The sequence below is a fragment of the Pelomonas sp. Root405 genome (assembly GCF_001425165.1).
Classification (GTDB): domain Bacteria; phylum Pseudomonadota; class Gammaproteobacteria; order Burkholderiales; family Burkholderiaceae_C; genus Pelomonas.
Window position 1 is genome coordinate 141,170 of sequence record NZ_LMDU01000016.1, and the last position, 16,493, is coordinate 157,662.

Genomic DNA, 16,493 nt, shown 5'->3' on the forward strand with positions numbered 1-16,493 from the left:
GAGAAACGCAGAGTTCAGGTCTTGCTCTGTGCCTCTGTGCCTCTGTGGTTGCATTTCTCTCCGCCGCGGCCAACACGGCTAGAAAAAAACGATATGGCTTTGTTCTCTCTGGGAAGACGACGCGTGCTTCCCGGCTTTGCGCCCACGCTTGGCTTCACGCTGTTCTACCTGTCGCTGATCGTGCTGATCCCGCTGATCGCGGTGTTCGTGAAGTCATCGGGCCACGGCTTCGATGTCTTCTGGGCAGCGGCCACGTCGCCTCGCGTCATGGCGTCGTACAAGCTGAGCTTCGGCGCGTCGCTGATCGCCGCCTTCATCAACCTGTTTTTCGGGCTCATCCTGGCCTGGTGCATCGTGCGCTACGAGTTCCCGGGCAAGAAGCTGGTCGACGCGTTGATCGACCTGCCTTTCGCGCTGCCGACCGCCGTCGCCGGCATTGCGCTGACGGCCTTGTATGCGCCCAACGGCTGGGTGGGCTCGCTGTTCGCCCCCGGCGGCGCGCTGGCCCCGCTGTTCGGCGAGGCCGGTCTCAAGATTGCCTTCACGCCGCTGGGCGTGCTGCTGGCACTGATCTTCATCGGCCTGCCCTTCATCGTGCGCACGGTGCAGCCGGTGCTGGAAGACATGGAAACCGAGCTAGAGGAAGCGGCCGCATCGCTCGGCGCCCAGCGCTGGCAGACTTTCCGTTATGTCGTGCTGCCCACCTTGCTGCCAGCGCTGCTGACCGGCTTCGCGCTGGCCTTCGCGCGCGCCGTCGGCGAGTACGGCTCAGTGATCTTCATCGCCGGCAACATCCCCATGGTCAGCGAGATCACGCCGCTGATGATCATCGCCAAGCTGGAGCAGTACGACTACGTGGGCGCCACCGCGATTGCGACGGTGATGCTGATCGTCAGCTTCGTGCTGCTGCTCGTCATCAACGGCCTGCAGGCCTGGAGTTCGCAACGGGGTGGCCGCAAATGAGCACCGCACTTCACCTCGCGCCGGCACGCGCGCGCGCCAAGTATCAGGACAACCCCGCCACGCGCGAATCGCCCGCAGTGCGCTTCACGCTGCTGGCGCTGGGCTTGGGTTTCTTCGCCATCTTCCTGCTGCTGCCGCTGGTGGCTGTCTTCACCGAGGCGCTGCGCAAGGGCTGGGAGGTCTACTTCGCGTCGCTGGCCGACGAGGAGACCTTCTCGGCCATCAAGCTCACCCTGATTGCTGCGGCCATTGCCGTGCCGCTGAATCTCGTGTTCGGCCTGGCCGCGTCCTGGGCCATCGCCAAGCACGACTTCCGCGGCAAGCAGTTGCTGATCACATTCATCGACCTGCCCTTCTCGGTCTCACCCGTCGTGGCCGGCCTGATGTACGTGCTGATCTTCGGCGCGCAGGGCTGGTTCGGCCCGTGGCTGCAGGCGAACGACATCAAGATCATCTTTGCCGTGCCCGGCATCGTGCTCGCCACCGTGTTCGTGACCTTCCCCTTCGTCGCCCGCGAGCTGATCCCGCTGATGCAGGCGCAGGGCAAGGACGAGGAAGAGGCCGCCACCGTGTTGGGTGCCAGCGGCTGGCAGACCTTCCGCCGCGTCACGCTGCCCAACATCAAGTGGGGCCTGCTGTACGGCGTCATCCTCTGCAATGCGCGGGCGATGGGCGAGTTCGGCGCGGTGTCGGTCGTGTCCGGGCACATCCGCGGGCTGACGAACACGCTGCCGCTGCACGTCGAGATCCTCTACAACGAATACCAGTTCGCGGCCGCGTTTGCGGTGGCGTCGCTGCTGGCGCTGCTGGCGCTGGTGACGCTGGTGATCAAGCAATTCATCGAGTGGCGCGCCAGCCAGTCGCACAGGGGCGAATGATGGGTATTGAAGTCCAGAACATCCACAAGAGCTTCGGCAACTTCACCGCGTTGGGTGACGTCTCGCTGGAGTTCCCGCGCGGCGAGCTGGTCGCGCTGCTGGGCCCGTCGGGCTGCGGCAAGACGACGTTGCTGCGCATCATTGCCGGCCTGGAAACCGCCGACCGCGGCCGCGTGCTGCTGGACGGCCAGGACGCGTCGGACACGCATGTGCGCGAACGCCAGGTCGGCTTCGTCTTCCAGCATTACGCGCTGTTCCGCCACATGACGGTGTTCGACAACGTCGCCTTCGGCCTGCGCGTGAAGCCGCGCAAGCAGCGCCTGCCGGAACCGGAGATCAAGAAGCGCGTCACCGAGCTGCTCAAGCTCGTGCAGCTCGACTGGCTGGGCGACCGCTTCCCGCCGCAGTTGTCGGGTGGCCAGCGCCAACGCATTGCGCTGGCGCGGGCGTTGGCTGTGGAGCCGCGCGTGCTGCTGCTGGACGAGCCTTTCGGCGCGCTGGACGCCAAGGTTCGCAAGGAGCTGCGCCGCTGGCTGCGCCGGCTGCACGACGAGCTGCACATCACCAGCATCTTCGTCACGCACGACCAGGACGAGGCGCTGGAGGTGGCCGACCGCATCGTGCTGATGGACCACGGTCGCGTTGAGCAGGTCGGCACGCCGCAGGAGGTGTACGAGCGCCCGGCGACGCCTTTCGTCTACGGCTTCCTTGGCGCGGTCAACCGCTTCGTGGGCCATGCGCGGGGCGGCGTGCTGCACATGGGCGAGCACCAGCTGCCGGGCGCCGGTACCAACGTGGGTGGCGGTGAAGTGCAGGCTTACGCGCGACCGCATGAGCTGCAGATCCTGACGGATGAATCGGCGCCAGGTTTGGCGGCGACGGTGGAGCGGGTACTGTCCTTCGGCGCGAGCGCGCGGGTCGAGTTGATCGGGCCGGATGGGCAGCCGCTGGAGGCAGAACTGACGCGGGCGGAGGCGGACGGGTTGCGCTTGCAGAGCGGCCAGCGGGTGAGGTTGAGTGCGGCGAGGTTGAGTTTGTTTGAGGCTGGGGCGGGGATTTGAGGTCGTCGGTAGACAGCGGTTGCTCGTCGGAGCCTCGGTTGGACTCGCTGCATTGCCGGGAGTCCCGCCCGGCAGCGGGGTAACTTTCTTCTGCGGGGCCAGAAGAAAGTCACCAAAGAAGAGGCCCTGAACCGCACACCAGCACCACATGCACGAGCTACGCCGTGCGACAGCCATTGGGCGTTCGCGCCGACGCGAGCCGCTGCGCTCTCGCTGCTGTCCTTGTCACCAGCACCATCCATTGCCGCAGACGGCCGCTTAACGCGCGGCTGCACGCCGGGCTCACGAGGAATGCGAAGACAGCGTCCCTCGGGCGACGCGACGGGTCGCGCTCAACCCCACTGGCGTCGCCCGAGCGACGCCGCATTGGCATTCCTTGGTGAGCCCGGCGTGCAGCCGGCGTTAACGGGCGTGAAGGGGCGATGGATGGCGCTCTTCACAGGGACAGCAGCGAGAGCGCAGCGGGTCGGGTATCGGCGCAATGCCAGCGGAGGTTTTCGCGCGCCGCTCTTCGCGGCGTCGCGATCATGTGCGGTTCAGGGCCTCTTCTTTGGTGACTTTCTTCTGGCCCCGCAGAAGAAAGTTACCCGGCCGCCGGGACGGGCTCCCGGCAATGCAGCGATGAGGCGCACCGCCCCACAAATGCAATCACAAAGTCCTTCGCTCGCCCACCGCATACCCACGCTCAATTTCATTCGTTCCGTAACCTAACCACGCTGAGCACACTGGCGACTCCCCATCCAGGAGCCCAGCCATGAGCATCACCGCCATCAACGTCCGCAACCAGTTCCGCGGCACCATCAAGGAAATCATCGAAGGCCCGGTCGTCTCCGAGGTCGACGTCCTCACCCGCAACGGCGACATCGTCACCTCCGTCATCACGACGCGCTCGGTCAAGGACCTGAACCTCGAAGTCGGCCGCGAAGTCGTCGCGCTTGTAAAGTCCACCGAGGTGTCGATCGCGACGCTCTGACGCCATGAGCTACAAGGCCCCGCGCATCCTCATCATCCCGGGCCTGCACGACAGCGGCCCGACCCACTGGCAGACCTGGCTGCAAGGCCAGTACCGCGACGCTCGCCGTGTCACGCAGCGCGATCCGAGCCGACCTGAACTGGAGCGCTGGGCCGAGCGCATCCAGCGCACGCTGGAGATCGCCGCGACACCACATGAACAGGGCGAATGGCTCGCCGTTGCGCACAGCTTCGGCTGCCTGGCACTGGCCCGACACCTGGCCGACCGACCGGACTCACCCATCCGCGAGGCGCTCTTAGTGGCCCCCGCCGAACCCGACAAGTTCGGCATCGCGGAGGCGCTGCCGCATCAGCGCCTGTCGCGTCGTTCTCGACTGATCGCCAGCAGCACGGACCCCTGGATGAGCGCCGCCAGCGCCGCACGCTGGGCGCACCGGTGGGGCGCCAGCTACAGCAACCTCGGCAATGTCGGCCACATCAATGCGGAAGCCGGCTTCGGCCCGCTGCCACTCGCCAAGAGCTGGATCGAAGCAGCCCGTGCGCGCGCCGCCGCACAGCAGCGGCCGCGGCATGCAGAGTTCAGCGAATGGGCGTTCGCCGTCTGATCAGGACAACGCCGCCTTGAACGCTGCCAGCGTGCGCTCCCACGCCAGCTGCGCCGCCGCCGCGTCATAGCGCGGCGTCGTGTCGTTGTGGAAGCCGTGCTGCGTGCCCGGGTAGGTGAACTGCTCGTAGCGCACACCGGCCGCCTTCAATGCGGCTTCATAGGCGGGCCAGCTGGCATTGACGCGCTCGTCGTTGGCGGCGTAATGCAGTTGCAGGCGCGCCTTGATGCGCGGCACATCGTCCAGCGCGGGCGCGCCGCCGTAGAAGGGCACGGCCACGGCCAGCTCGGGCACTTGCGTGGCGACATGGCTGGAAAGCTGACCGCCCCAGCAGAAGCCGACCACGCCGAGCTTGCCGTTGGCATCTGCCAGCGTCAAAAGCCCTCGGGCGCTGGCGACGATGTCGGCACGCGCCTTGGCCACATCAAGCTTGGCGAACGACGCGCGCGCATCATCCTCATTGCCCGGGTAGCCGCCCAGCGGCGTCAGCGCGTCGGGCGCGTAGGCCACATAGCCGGCCAGCGCCACGCGGCGGGTGATGTCCTCGATGTGCGGGTTCAGGCCCCGGTTCTCGTGCACGACGAGCACGGCCGGCAGCTTGCCCGTCGCGTTGAACGGCTTGACCATGTAGCCCTGCACCTGGCCATTGCCGTCCGGCGAGGGGAAGGTATGGCGCCGCGTCGCCAGGCGCGCGTCGTCCGGCTTGACCTGCTGGGCGGCCGCGAAGTTCGGGCTCAGCGCGGCAAGCAAGGCCACTGCGCCGGCCGGGCCGCCGGCAAAGGTGGCAGCCTGTTCCAGGAATCCGCGGCGACTGAGGTCGCCGTGCACATAGCGGTCGAACAGGGGCCAGGCCTGGGGCGGAATCGGTTCGTTCATGCACATGCTCCGGTTGAAGGACTGCCGACTTTAGGGGGCACCGCAGCGGCGCGACTGCGCAAGGATTGAATAACCATATGGCGAATGGTTCGACGACAGATGCCGGCGCAGTTCCCAGAATCGCGCCGCATGAACTTCCAGCAACTCCGCTCCGTCCGCGAAGCCCAGCGCCGCGGCTTCAACCTGACCGAGGTGGCCCAGGCCCTGCACACCTCGCAACCGGGCGTCAGCCGGCAGATCCGCGAGCTGGAAGATGAACTGGGCATCGAACTCTTCGTGCGCGTCGGCAAGCGCCTCACCGGGCTGACCGAGCCGGGCGAGCATGTGTTGCCGGTCATCGAGCGGCTGCTGCAGGAGGCCGACAACCTCAAGCGCGCTGCGGACGACTTCGCCCAGGCCGGCAGTGGGCGGCTGCGCATCGCCGCCACGCACAGCCAGGCCCGCTACGCGTTGCCGCCCGCCGTGCGCGACTTCCGCGCCCATCACCCCGACGTCAGCCTGCACCTTCAGCAGGGCTCGCCACAGCAGATCGCGCGGCTGCTGCTGGACGGCGAGGCCGATGTGGGCATCGCGACCGAGGCGCTGACGCAGTACCCCGAGCTGGTCGCCCTGCCCTGCTACCGCTGGACGCACTCGGTCGTCGTGCCGCCCGACCATCCGCTGCTCGACGGGCCGCTGACGCTGGCGCGCCTGGCGCAGTTCCCCATCGTGACCTACGAGCCCGGCTACACCGGCCGCTCGCACATCGACGAAGCCTTTGCCGCAGCTCAGTTGGCGCCGCACATCGTGCTGAGCGCCATGGACGCCGACGTCATCAAGACCTATGTGGAACTGGGCCTGGGGGTGGGCATCGTCGCGGCCATCGCGTTCGACGAGGAGCGCGACCGCCATCTGCGCGCCATCGACGCACGCCACCTGTTCGCCGACAACATGACGCGCCTGGCCATGCGGCGCAGCGCCTATTTGCGCGACTACGTCTACGAGTTCATCCAGACGTTCGCGTCACCGCTGAAGCGCGAGGTTGTCGACGCAGCGCGTCACGACCTGCCGGCCGGGCACGACACCGGCCGCGAGCCCGTGCTCGCCTGGTCAAAAGCCGCATGAGCTTGTGCGAACTCCTTCTTTGCCCGCGCTGCCCCCCGTCCCTAGAGTGAAGCGCCTCACCCCAACTCCAAGAATCATGCGCCGCCTTCTCACCGCTCTGTCGCTCGCCCTGGCCGCCACCAGCGCTGCCTTTTCCGTTTCAGCGCAAACCTCGCTGCTCAACGTCTCCTACGACCCGACGCGCGAGCTCTACCAGGACTTCAACAAGGCATTCGCTGCCAGCTGGAAGGCCAAGACGGGCGAGACCGTCAGCATCAAGGCCTCGCACGGCGGCTCCGGCAAGCAGGCGCGCTCGGTGATCGACGGCCTGGAGGCCGACGTCATCACGCTGGCCCTGGCCTATGACATCGACGCCGTGGCCGACCACAAGCTGCTGCCGCTGGACTGGCAGAAACGCCTACCCAACAACGCCAGCCCCTACACGTCGACCATCGTCTTCCTGGTACGCAAGGGCAACCCGAAGAAGATCAACAACTGGCCCGACCTGGCGCGCAGCGGCGTCGAGGTCATCACTCCCAACCCCAAGACCAGCGGCGGTGCGCGCTGGAACTACCTGGCCGCCTGGGGCTATGCGTTGCAGAACGGCGGCACGCCCGCCTCGGCCAAAGACTTCGTCAAGCGCATCTATGCCAACACCAAGGTACTGGACTCCGGCGCCCGCGGCTCGACGACGACCTTCGTCGAGCGCGGCATCGGCGACGTGCTGATCGCCTGGGAGAACGAAGCCTTCCTGGCCGTCAAGGAACTGGGGCCCGAGAAGTTCGAGATCGTCACGCCCAGCGTCTCCATCCTGGCCGAGCCGCCCGTGGCCATCGTGGACAAGGTCGTCGACAAGCGGGGTACCCGCAAGCAGGCGCAGGCCTATCTGGACTACCTCTACAGCCCCGAAGGCCAGGAGCTGGCAGCCAAGAACTACTACCGCCCGAGCGACGCCAAGGTCGCGGCCAAGTACGCCAAGCAGTTCCAGCCGGTCAAGCTGTTCACGCTGGGCGAGTACTTCGGCACCTGGCGCCAGGCGCAGAAGGCGCACTTCGATGACGGCGGCGTGTTCGACCAGATCTACTCCAGCAAGTAACGCCTTCCAGCGGGTCCGGCAGCGGTGCGGCAGGATGTGAAGTCTTGTTTCTCCGCGCCACCTGACCTCGACAGCTGACGCCGGGCGGCCTCATCATCGAGGCTGCCATGAGAAGCCTCGCCGTCAGCACCGCCCTCCTACTGAGCCTGCTCGGCTGCGCCACCACCCCGCAGCCCGCCGCAACGGCACACGGTCCAGCCCGAGACACGCTCTGGCTGGACCGTCTCACATGGGGCGCCAGCAGCACCGACCTTGCGGCGCTTCGCAGCCTTGGCCGGGCGGGCTGGCTGGACGCCCAGCTGCAGCCGCGCAACCCCGCAGCGCTGCCGGCCGCCGCGCAATCGCAGATCGATGCCCTGTCCATCACGCAGGTGGAACTGCTGCCGCTGGTGCAGCGCATGGAGGTTCAGCGCAAGGCAGCAGATGCGGTGACCGACGACGCGGCCAAGGCCGACGCGCAGAAGAACTACCAGCAGGCGCTGACCAAGTTGGCCCGCGAGGCCTCGGCGCGGGCGCTACTGCATGCGCTGTATTCGCCCAACCAGGTGCAGGAGCAGTTGACCTGGTTCTGGTTCAACCACTTCAACGTCCACCAGTTCAAGCACAACCTGCGCGTCATGGTGGGCGACTACGAGCAGGGCCTGCGAGTTCGCGCCCTCGGGTCGTTTCGCGAGCTGCTCGGCTACGCGGTACGACACCCCGCCATGCTGCGCTACCTCGACAACGAGCAGAACGCCGCCAACCGCATCAACGAGAACTTCGCGCGCGAGCTGCTGGAGCTGCACACGCTGGGCGTCGGTGGCGGCTACAGCCAGCGTGACGTGCAGGAGCTGGCCCGCGTGCTGACCGGCCTTGGCGTGAACCTGACCGACAACAAGCCCAGACTCAAGCCCGAGCAGGAGGCCCGCTACCGCCGTGCCGGCCTGGTGGAGTTCAACCCCGCACGGCATGACTTCGGCGACAAGGCGCTGCTCGGCATCACCGTCAAGGGCGAGGGTGAAGCCGAGCTGGACCAAGTGCTGGACCTGCTGGCCAAACACCCGAGCACCGCCCGCCACGTGTCAGGCAAGCTGGCCCAGTTCTTCGTCGCCGACGACCCGGCGCCGGCACTTGTCGAGCGGATGGCCGAGCGCTGGCGGCAGACCGATGGCCGCATCGCCGACGTGATGCGCGCGATGGTGCAGTCGCCCGAGTTCGAGGCCTCGCTGGGCGCCAAGTTCAAGAGCCCGACGCACTACGTTGTCTCCGCCGTGCGGCTGGCCTATGCCGACAAGATGGTGCTGAACACGGGCCCGATGATCGGCTGGCTCTACCGCCTGGGCCAGGCGCCCTACAACCGCCAGACACCCGACGGCTATCCGATGGACGAGAACGCCTGGGCCGGGCCGGGGCAGATGGCGACGCGCTTCGAGATCGCGCGCGCCATCGGCAGCGGCAGCGCCGGGCTGTTCAAGGTGGAGGGCGAGGCCAAGGACCGGCCGGCCTTCCCGCAGCTCGCGCAGCCGCTGTATTACGACGGCATCGCGCCGCGCCTTGCGCCCGCGACGCAGCAGGCACTGGCCCAGGCCACATCGCCGCAGGAATGGAACACCTACCTGCTGGCCTCCCCCGACTTCATGCACAGGTGACCTCGATGCAACGCCGCCATCTGATTCACCTCGGCTTCGGCGCCGCGCTGCCCCTGCAGCTCTGGGCTGCTGCGCCGGAAACGCCTCGCCTGCTCGTCGTCTTCCTGCGCGGCGCCTACGACGCGGCCAACCTGCTGGTGCCCACGTCGTCCAGCTTCTACTACGAGGCCCGGCCCAACATCGCCATCGCCAAGGTCGCCGCGCTGCCGCTGGATGCCAGCTGGGGCCTGGCTCCCGCCGTGGCCGACAGCCTGCACCCGCTGTGGCTGAAGAACCAGGCGGCCTTCGTGCCGTTTGCCGGCAGCAAGGACACCTCGCGCAGCCACTTCGAGACGCAGGACCACATCGAGCTGGGGCAGCCCGAGCAGGGCAGCCGCGACTTCCGCAGTGGCTTCATGAACCGGCTCGCCACGGTGCTGGGCAGCAGCACCCGCCTGGAGGCGATGGCCTTCACCGACCAGGTGCCGCTGATCCTGCGCGGCGAACGCCCCGTGGCCAACCAGGCGCTGCGCGACGTCAACAAGCCCGGCATCAACGCGACGCAGGCCGAGGTCATCGCCAGCATGTACGCCGGCACCCGGCTGCACGGGGCGGTCCGCGGCGGCTTCGAGGTGCGGGAGGAGGTGTCACGCGAGATGGCCGGCGACAAGGCCGCCGAGATGGAAGCCGCCAGCCGCGGCGCCATCGCGCCCAAGGGCTTCGCGCTGGAAGCCCGGCGCATCGCCCGGCTGATGCGCGAGCGCGTGACGCTGGGCTTCATCGACGTGGGCGGGTGGGACACGCACGTGGGCCAGGGCGGCGCGACCGGCCAGCTGGCGAACCGCCTGGGCGAACTGGGCCGGGGCCTGGCGCTGTTCGCCGACGAGATGGGGCCGCAGTGGCGCAACACCGTCGTCGTCGTCGTCAGCGAGTTCGGCCGCACCTTCCGCGAGAACGGCAACCGCGGCACCGACCACGGCCACGGCAGCGCCTACTGGGTGCTGGGCGGTGGCGTGCGCGGCGGTCGCATTGCGGGAGAGCAGGTGGAGGTGAAGGCCGCCACGCTGCATCAGAACCGCGACTGGCCGGTGCTCAACGAGTACCGCGCGGTGCTCGGCGGCCTGTTCAGGCGCATGTACGGCCTGAACGACACGCAACTGGCCCAGGTCTTCCCGGGCGCCAGTGCACGCGATCTGGGACTTATTTAGTCCAGCGCTCGACGACCGCCTTCACCCGCTCGCCAAACACCTTGGCAGTGGCGATGTCGCCCGGCACCATCTCCTCGGCCGACGCATCGCTGGGCGTCTGCGTGATGAGGCCGGCATAGCCGCCCAGGTTGTTGATGTCATCGCGCGTGGCGGCCTTGTGGTTGGGCGCCTTCATGCCCATGCCGACCCAGATCATGCTGTGCTGCTGGCTCAGCGCATGCAGGTACTGGATGGTGCTGCCCTTGTCACCGTTCAGCGTGGCCGAGTTGGTGAAGCCGGCCGCGATCTTGTCCTTCCAGAGCTGGGCATACCAGGGCTTGCTGCTAGCGTCGGCCACCTTCTTGAACTGCCAGCTCGGGCCGCCCATGTAGGTCGGCGTGCCGAAGATGACGCCGTCGGCTGCAGCCAGCGAGGCCCAGTCGGCCTCGGTGATGTTGCCCTCGGCGTCGATGGCGATCAGCTCGGCACCCGCCGCGCCGGCGACGGCCTCGGCGACCTTCTTCGTGTGGCCGTAGCCGGAGTGGTACAGAACGACGATCTTGCTCATGGTGAGTTCCTCAAGTGGGACGGGAAAAATCAGGCGGCCAGGTCGAACACCAGCACTTCGGCATCGCGGCCCGCGGTCAAGGCAAGGCGCGATGCTTCACGAACCTGCAAGGCATCACCCGCCGTCAGGTCTTGTCCATTCACGTTAAGGGAGCCGCGAACGACGTGGATGTAGGCGAGGCGGCCGTCCGCCAGCGCCAGCTCGGCCTGTTCAGCGCCGTCGAAAAGACCGGCGTAAAGCTTCGCATCGGCGTGGATGGTCACCGCGCCCTGGGCTTGCGCTTCGCCGTCGTTGGCCGCCACGAGGCGCAGCTTGCCGCGCTTGGACGCGGCGTCGAAATGCTTCTGCTCGTAGCTGGGCGCGATGCCGCGATGGTCGGGCTGGATCCAGATCTGCAGGAAGTGCGTCGTTTCCTTGGCGTTGTTGAACTCGCTGTGCATCACGCCAGTGCCGGCGCTCATGCGCTGGACATCGCCTGGCCGAATGACGCCGGCGTTGGCTGCACCCGCTTCACCGTTGCCCATGCTGTCCTTGTGCGCCAGCTCGCCCGAGAGCACATAGCTGATGATCTCCATGTCGCGGTGGCCGTGCGTGCCGAAGCCTTTGCCAGGAGCGACCTTGTCCTCGTTGATGACGCGCAGCGGCCCGAAGCCCATGCGTGCCGGGTCGTAGTAATCGGCGAACGAGAAGCTGTGGAAAGACTTCAGCCAGCCATGGTCGGCGTAGCCGCGGTCGCTGGACTTGATCAGTTGGGTGGTCATGCTTTGCTCCTTGCTTCGTTGCGATGAAGTCAATGTAGGAGCCGGGCCCGCGGCCATCGTCAAGCGGCTCTGAGGACACCGTTCAAATAGACTGAACCCATGAGCCAATCACAGGACAAGCGCCGCGCGCTGACCCCCGAAGCGCTGTCGATGATGGACACCATCGCCCGCACCGGCAGCTTTGCCGCCGCTGCCCGCGAGATGGGCCGGGTGCCGTCGGCGCTGACCTATTCCGTGCGCCAGCTGGAAGACGCGCTCGACGTGCTGCTGTTCGACCGCAGCTCGCGCCAGGCCGTGCTGACCGCCGCCGGCCAGGAGCTGCTGGTGGAAGGACGGCGCCTGCTGCAGGAGCTGGACGCCGTGGCCAACCGCGTGCGCCGCATCGCCACCGGTTGGGAGAGCGAACTGACCATCGCCGTGGACGACGCCGTCGCCCGCCGCGCTTTGTTCGACCTGATGGAGGCCTTCTATGCCGAGACGACCGAAGGGGGCGGCCCGCCGCCGACCCGGCTGAAGCTGCGTGTGGAAGTGCTGGCCGGCACCTGGGAGGCCTTGCTGCATGGTCAGGCCGACGTGGCAATCGGCGTGCCGAGCCAGTTGCAGAACAGCAGCATCCATTGCGAGCTGGCCGGTGAACTCGAGTTCGCCTTCTGCATCGCGCCCCACCATCCGCTCGCCGGCCTGCCGGAGCCGCTGAGCGCCAGCCAGATCGCCGAGCACCGCATCATTGCCGTCGCCGACAGCGCCCGCCTGCTGGCGCCCATCACCGTCGGCATGCTGCCCGGGCAGGACGTGCTGACGGTGCCGTCGCTGGCCACCAAGCTGGAGGCACTGATGCGCGGTCTGGGTTGCGGCTCGCTGCCGGTTCCCATGGTCAGCCGCCACATCGACGCCGGGCGCCTGGTGCGCAAGGCGACCTACGAAGGCCGGCGCACCGGGCTGATGCATTACGCCTGGCGTGACACGGGGCAGGCACCGGGCAAGGCGCTGGCCTGGTGGATAGACAAGCTGCGCGGGTCTGCCACGCAGCGCGCGCTGCTGGAGCAGCACGAAGGCCTGCTGCTCTAGGAGGCGCCATGTACCGAGGCCGATTCGCGCCCTCGCCCACCGGCCCGCTGCACGCCGGCTCGCTGGTGGCCGCGCTGGCCAGCTGGCTGGATGCCCGCGCGCATGGCGGGCAATGGCTGGTTCGCATCGAGGACGTCGACGGCCCGCGCTGCCCACCGGGCATGGACGACGTCATCCTCGGCCAGCTGGCGGCCCTGGGCTTGCGGCCGGATGAGCCGCCCGTCTGGCAATCCCGCCGCGGCGAGCTCTACCAGGCGGCACTGGACCGGCTGATCGCCTTGGGCCAGGCCTATGGCTGCGCCTGCACGCGCGCCGAGATCGCCGCCGCAGCCGGGCCGCGGCCCAAGCATGGTGAGCTGGTCTACCCCGGCACCTGCCGCCACGGCACGAAAGGCCGCGCTGCGCGCGCCTGGCGATTCCGCGTCAAGGGTTCGGTCGAATGGCAGGACCGCCGGCTGGGTGCTCAGTCTCAAAATCTCGAGACCGAAGTCGGTGACTTCGTGCTCAAGCGCGCCGATGGCCTCTGGGCCTACCAGCTCGCCGTCGTCGCAGATGACGCCGACCAGGGCATCACCGACATCGTCCGCGGCGAGGACCTGGCCGACAACACGCCCCGCCAGATCGCGCTGCAACGGGCGTTGGGGCTGCCCACGCCGCGCTATCTGCACACGCCGCTGGTGCTGGCCGAGGATGGCCACAAGCTGTCAAAGCAGAACGGAGCGGCGGCGCTGGACCTGGCCAATCCGGCGGCCCGCCTGCACGAGGCCGCGAGCCGGTTGGGCCTGGTGATCGACACCGCCGGGCGTGGTGCGAGCGACCTGCTCGCCGAGGCCGTGGCCCAATGGCGGACCGTGCAGTCGCGCCGCTAGCGGGTGCTGTCAGGCCTGCACGCGGCTGCCAAATAGCCGCGCGAACCAGCTGCGGCGCTCGGGTTCAGCGGCCGGCCGCGCCACACCCAGTTCAAGCAGCCTGTCCTCCACCTTGGTCAGGCCGACACGGATGGCCGCCTGCATCGGCGTGGCGGCGTCGAATTCCGAAGGCAGGTGCGGATTGGCGCCGTTCGCCAGCAGGAAGAGCGCCACATCCTGCTGCCCCGCCAGGATGGCCGCCACCAGCGGCGTGGACAGGAATTCGGGGTGCGCATAGTTGACGTCAACGCCGCACTTCACGTGGTACTCGACCAGCCCCACGTCGCCCTCGCATCCCGCCTGGTACATCTCCTTCCAGTTCCCGCCTGCTGGCATCGTTCGTCCTTGCTCGATTGAGAGACGCCGCACTCTATAGGCATGCCGCCTGCCCCGCACTGGGCATTGGCCGCGCGGCGACAATCGCGGCTTTCGCCAACTCAAGGAAAGCTCCATGAACACGACGCCCAGCGGCCTGCAATTCGAAGACACCGTCGAAGGCGACGGCAAGCAGGCCCAGGCCGGCCAGGACGTCACCGTCCACTACACGGGCTGGCTCTGGGTCGATGGCGCCAAGACAACCAAGTTCGACTCCAGCAAGGACCGCAGTGAGCCCTTTGAGTTTGAGCTGGGCGCTGGCATGGTCATCCGCGGCTGGGACGAAGGCGTGCAGGGCATGAGGATCGGCGGCAAGCGCACGCTGCTCATTCCGGCCGAGCTGGGCTATGGCGCGCGCGGCGCCGGCGGCGTCATCCCGCCGAACGCGACGCTTTGCTTCGAGGTTGAGCTGCTCGGCCTGGCCGGCGGCCCCGAGAACGTCGAGCTGAATCTGCACACGGCCTCCAGCGGGCTGCAGTACGAGGACCGTGTCGTCGGCGAAGGCGCCGAGGCCACCAAGGGGCAGCGCGTATCGGTGCACTACACCGGCTGGCTCTACAAGGACGGCATGCGCGGCAAGAAGTTCGACTCCAGCAAGGACCGCGGCCAGCCCTTCAAGTTCCGCCTCGGCGGCGGCGAGGTGATCCAGGGCTGGGACGAGGGCGTGCAGGGCATGAAGGTCGGCGGCACGCGCATGCTGGTGCTGCCGCCCGAGCTGGGCTATGGTGCCCACGGCGCGGGCGGTGTCATTCCGCCGAACGCGACACTGCTTTTTGAAGTCGATTTGCTGGCCGTCTGAGGCCTTCACCGAACCACATTCGAGCGACGAAACAGGGCTGACAAGCCCCTGTCATTCGCAGATGCTTTGATCCAGTCCGTTAACGCAGCACGATCTCATCATGTCGATTGACCAACGCCGCTTCCCCCGCGTGGAGTTCTTCCTTGTGCCCGACCAGCACGAACAACTGCCGGTCTGGGTCATCAAGCCCGAAGGCCTGGCCGCCGAGCGCGGCGGCGTGGTCGTCAACCTCAGCGAGGCCGGCCTGCAGATCCTGGCGGCGGCCGAGCCGCCGCTGGACGCACAGCACTACGAGCTGCGGCTGCTGCTCGGCGAGGACGAAGGCGTGCCCCTGTTCACCGCCGACGTGCGCCGCGCCTGGTCGCGGCCGCTGAGCCGCATCGTGCAGCTCGGCGGCTTCGAGTTCGAGACGCCCAACTCCGAAGCTGAGGAGTTCCTGCTCGCACAGACGGCGCAGATCACCGCGCGCAAGTGGGTCCGTTGCGTGCTGGTGGAGCGGATGACGGCGCTGGCCTGAGCTGTTGGCGCCTCGCGATGCTTGCCGGGTTGACCGGCAAGCACATCGCCATCGGGGCCGGCTTGGGACGGCGGCGCTCGACCCCAAATGCCAAGCCGGGGATTTCAGTCGATCGCCGGATAGTCGCCGAGCCCATCCGGCCACGGCGTCAGGATCTCGAAACCGTCGGCGGTCACGGTCACCATGTGCTCCCACTGGGCCGACAGCGATTTGTCGCGGGTCACCACCGTCCAGCCGTCGTTCAGCTCGCGGATGCCAGGCTTGCCGGCGTTGATCATCGGCTCGATCGTGAAGATCATGCCCTCCTGCAACTTCAGTCCCTCGCCCGGGCGGCCGAAATGGTTGACATGCGGCTCGTCGTGATAGACGTCGCCGATCCCGTGGCCGCCGTACTCCCGCACGACGCTGAAGCCGGCCGCGTGCGCGACCTGCTGGATGGCAAAGCCCACATCCCCTAACGTCGCACCCGGACGCACCTGGCGGATGCCGGCGCGCAGTGCCTCGTAGGTCGTGTTGACGAGCCGGCGTGCCAGCACGTTGGTCTCTCCGACGATGAACATGCGGCTGCTGTCGCCGAACCAGCCGTCCTTGGTCAACGTCACATCGACATTGACGATGTCGCCCTTCTTCAGCCGTTTGTCCTTTGATGGGATGCCGTGGCAGACGACGTGGTTGGGCGAGATGCAGGCCGTTTTCGGGTAGCCGTGATAGCCGACGTTGGACGGGATGCACTTCAGCGTGTTGACGATGTACTCGCGGCAGATGTCGTCCAGCTCCTCGGTCGTCACGCCGGGTACGACGTGCGGCTTGAGCATGGCCAGCACCTCGGCGATCAGGTGCCCGGCCTCGCGGGCCTTGGCGACCTCCTCGGGGCTGCGCAGCTTGAGGCTCTTCATGCCCGCACCGCCTTGGCCTTCGCAGGCTGCTGCGCCCAGCCCGCCAGGCGCGCCAGGTCCAGCCCGCCCTCCTGCTCGGCGCGGATCAGCAACTGGCAGATCTCGCTGTGGCTCAGCTGCGGGTGCAGTTCGGCCAGCATGCCGATGCGCATCCAATGCTCGGCCTGGGCGTTGATGGAGCGCGACAAGGCCTGGCTCGCAACGCGAAGGCTCTCATGCATCGGATCGGAGATTTTGACGATTCCCATGCCGTGACTATATACGATTCGTATA

At 67.6% G+C, this 16,493-nt stretch carries 19 protein-coding genes and 1 pseudogene; 14 read left to right on the plus strand and 6 right to left on the minus strand.

All coding sequences use genetic code 11. The features are described 5' to 3' along the window. Positions 1-93: 93 nt before the first annotated feature. From cysT to ASC81_RS23455, 5 genes are all read left to right on the plus strand, one after another. Positions 94-963, plus strand: a complete 870-nt coding sequence (cysT, locus tag ASC81_RS23435; protein ID WP_156392394.1) for a sulfate ABC transporter permease subunit CysT — start codon at positions 94-96, stop codon at positions 961-963. After that, positions 960-1,841, plus strand: coding sequence for a sulfate ABC transporter permease subunit CysW (gene cysW, locus ASC81_RS23440; protein WP_056272891.1), 882 nt, complete (start codon positions 960-962; stop codon positions 1,839-1,841). Before cysT ends, cysW begins: the two co-directional genes overlap by 4 nt. Continuing rightward, the gene (locus ASC81_RS23445) at positions 1,841-2,902 is read left to right on the plus strand and encodes a sulfate/molybdate ABC transporter ATP-binding protein (RefSeq protein WP_056273394.1); all 1,062 of its coding nucleotides are present in this window, start codon (positions 1,841-1,843) and stop codon (positions 2,900-2,902) included. The genes cysW and ASC81_RS23445 overlap by 1 nt, the downstream gene beginning before the upstream one ends. Positions 2,903-3,656: 754 nt before the next feature. After that, the gene (locus ASC81_RS23450) at positions 3,657-3,875 is read left to right on the plus strand and encodes a molybdopterin-binding protein (RefSeq protein WP_056272894.1); all 219 of its coding nucleotides are present in this window, start codon (positions 3,657-3,659) and stop codon (positions 3,873-3,875) included. Positions 3,876-3,879: 4 nt separating this feature from the next. Next, the gene (locus tag ASC81_RS23455; RefSeq protein ID WP_056272897.1) at positions 3,880-4,479 is read left to right on the plus strand and encodes an alpha/beta hydrolase; all 600 of its coding nucleotides are present in this window, start codon (positions 3,880-3,882) and stop codon (positions 4,477-4,479) included. Here the strand turns inward: ASC81_RS23455 and ASC81_RS23460 are convergent, their stop codons facing one another. Then, a complete protein-coding gene (locus tag ASC81_RS23460; protein ID WP_235533753.1) occupies positions 4,480-5,355 on the minus strand; it encodes a dienelactone hydrolase family protein in 876 nt (291 codons plus the stop codon). A 129-nt stretch (positions 5,356-5,484) separates the two neighbouring features. Between ASC81_RS23460 and ASC81_RS23465 the strand changes: the two genes are divergently transcribed. The 4 genes from ASC81_RS23465 to ASC81_RS23480 all read left to right on the plus strand — a co-directional run bounded on the left by ASC81_RS23465 (position 5,485) and on the right by ASC81_RS23480 (position 10,349). Further along, on the plus strand, positions 5,485-6,459 hold the full coding sequence (locus tag ASC81_RS23465; protein WP_056273396.1) for a CysB family HTH-type transcriptional regulator: 975 nt from the start codon (positions 5,485-5,487) through the stop codon (positions 6,457-6,459). A 76-nt stretch (positions 6,460-6,535) separates the two neighbouring features. Beyond that, positions 6,536-7,534, plus strand: coding sequence for a sulfate ABC transporter substrate-binding protein (locus ASC81_RS23470; RefSeq protein WP_056272903.1), 999 nt, complete (start codon positions 6,536-6,538; stop codon positions 7,532-7,534). A gap of 107 nt (positions 7,535-7,641) precedes the next feature. After that, positions 7,642-9,162 carry a DUF1800 domain-containing protein gene (locus ASC81_RS23475; RefSeq protein ID WP_056272905.1) on the plus strand — a complete coding sequence of 507 codons (1,521 nt, stop codon included), beginning with the start codon at positions 7,642-7,644 and terminating at the stop codon, positions 9,160-9,162. Between the two features lie 5 nt (positions 9,163-9,167). Beyond that, positions 9,168-10,349: a DUF1501 domain-containing protein gene (locus ASC81_RS23480; protein WP_056272907.1), complete on the plus strand. Its 1,182-nt coding sequence runs from the start codon at positions 9,168-9,170 to the stop codon at positions 10,347-10,349. Here the strand turns inward: ASC81_RS23480 and ASC81_RS23485 are convergent. Next, positions 10,342-10,896, minus strand: a complete 555-nt coding sequence (locus ASC81_RS23485) for a flavodoxin family protein (RefSeq protein WP_056272909.1) — start codon at positions 10,894-10,896, stop codon at positions 10,342-10,344. The two genes, ASC81_RS23480 and ASC81_RS23485, sit on opposite strands and share 8 nt — an antisense overlap. A gap of 29 nt (positions 10,897-10,925) precedes the next feature. Beyond that, positions 10,926-11,657 (minus strand): pirin family protein, encoded by a 732-nt coding sequence (locus tag ASC81_RS23490; protein ID WP_056272912.1) that lies wholly within the window; start codon positions 11,655-11,657, stop codon positions 10,926-10,928. A gap of 99 nt (positions 11,658-11,756) precedes the next feature. Between ASC81_RS23490 and ASC81_RS23495 the strand changes: the two genes are divergently transcribed. Beyond that, positions 11,757-12,725 (plus strand): LysR family transcriptional regulator, encoded by a 969-nt coding sequence (locus ASC81_RS23495; protein ID WP_056272915.1) that lies wholly within the window; start codon positions 11,757-11,759, stop codon positions 12,723-12,725. Positions 12,726-12,733: 8 nt separating this feature from the next. Further along, positions 12,734-13,594, plus strand: coding sequence for a tRNA glutamyl-Q(34) synthetase GluQRS (gluQRS, locus tag ASC81_RS23500; protein ID WP_056272916.1), 861 nt, complete (start codon positions 12,734-12,736; stop codon positions 13,592-13,594). 9 nt (positions 13,595-13,603) lie between these two features. Here the strand turns inward: gluQRS and ASC81_RS23505 are convergent, their stop codons facing one another. Beyond that, entirely contained in the window at positions 13,604-13,969 is a 366-nt protein-coding gene (locus ASC81_RS23505) for an ankyrin repeat domain-containing protein (RefSeq protein ID WP_056272919.1), read from the minus strand. A 115-nt stretch (positions 13,970-14,084) separates the two neighbouring features. On the opposite strand from ASC81_RS23505, the pseudogene ASC81_RS28000 reads away from it, so the two are divergent. The 3 genes and pseudogenes from ASC81_RS28000 to ASC81_RS23515 all read left to right on the plus strand — a co-directional run. Next, positions 14,085-14,429: pseudogene (locus ASC81_RS28000) on the plus strand (FKBP-type peptidyl-prolyl cis-trans isomerase); the annotation flags it as partial. Positions 14,430-14,459: 30 nt separating this feature from the next. Next, entirely contained in the window at positions 14,460-14,807 is a 348-nt protein-coding gene (locus ASC81_RS28005) for an FKBP-type peptidyl-prolyl cis-trans isomerase (protein WP_369820873.1), read from the plus strand. Between the two features lie 100 nt (positions 14,808-14,907). Beyond that, on the plus strand, positions 14,908-15,324 hold the full coding sequence (locus ASC81_RS23515) for a PilZ domain-containing protein (RefSeq protein ID WP_056272924.1): 417 nt from the start codon (positions 14,908-14,910) through the stop codon (positions 15,322-15,324). 104 nt (positions 15,325-15,428) lie between these two features. Here the strand turns inward: ASC81_RS23515 and map are convergent, their stop codons facing one another. After that, the gene (gene map, locus ASC81_RS23520; RefSeq protein ID WP_056272927.1) at positions 15,429-16,220 is read right to left on the minus strand and encodes a type I methionyl aminopeptidase; all 792 of its coding nucleotides are present in this window, start codon (positions 16,218-16,220) and stop codon (positions 15,429-15,431) included. After that, positions 16,217-16,468, minus strand: coding sequence for a ParD-like family protein (locus tag ASC81_RS23525; protein ID WP_056272929.1), 252 nt, complete (start codon positions 16,466-16,468; stop codon positions 16,217-16,219). Before ASC81_RS23525 ends, map begins: the two co-directional genes overlap by 4 nt. Positions 16,469-16,493: the final 25 nt, after the last annotated feature.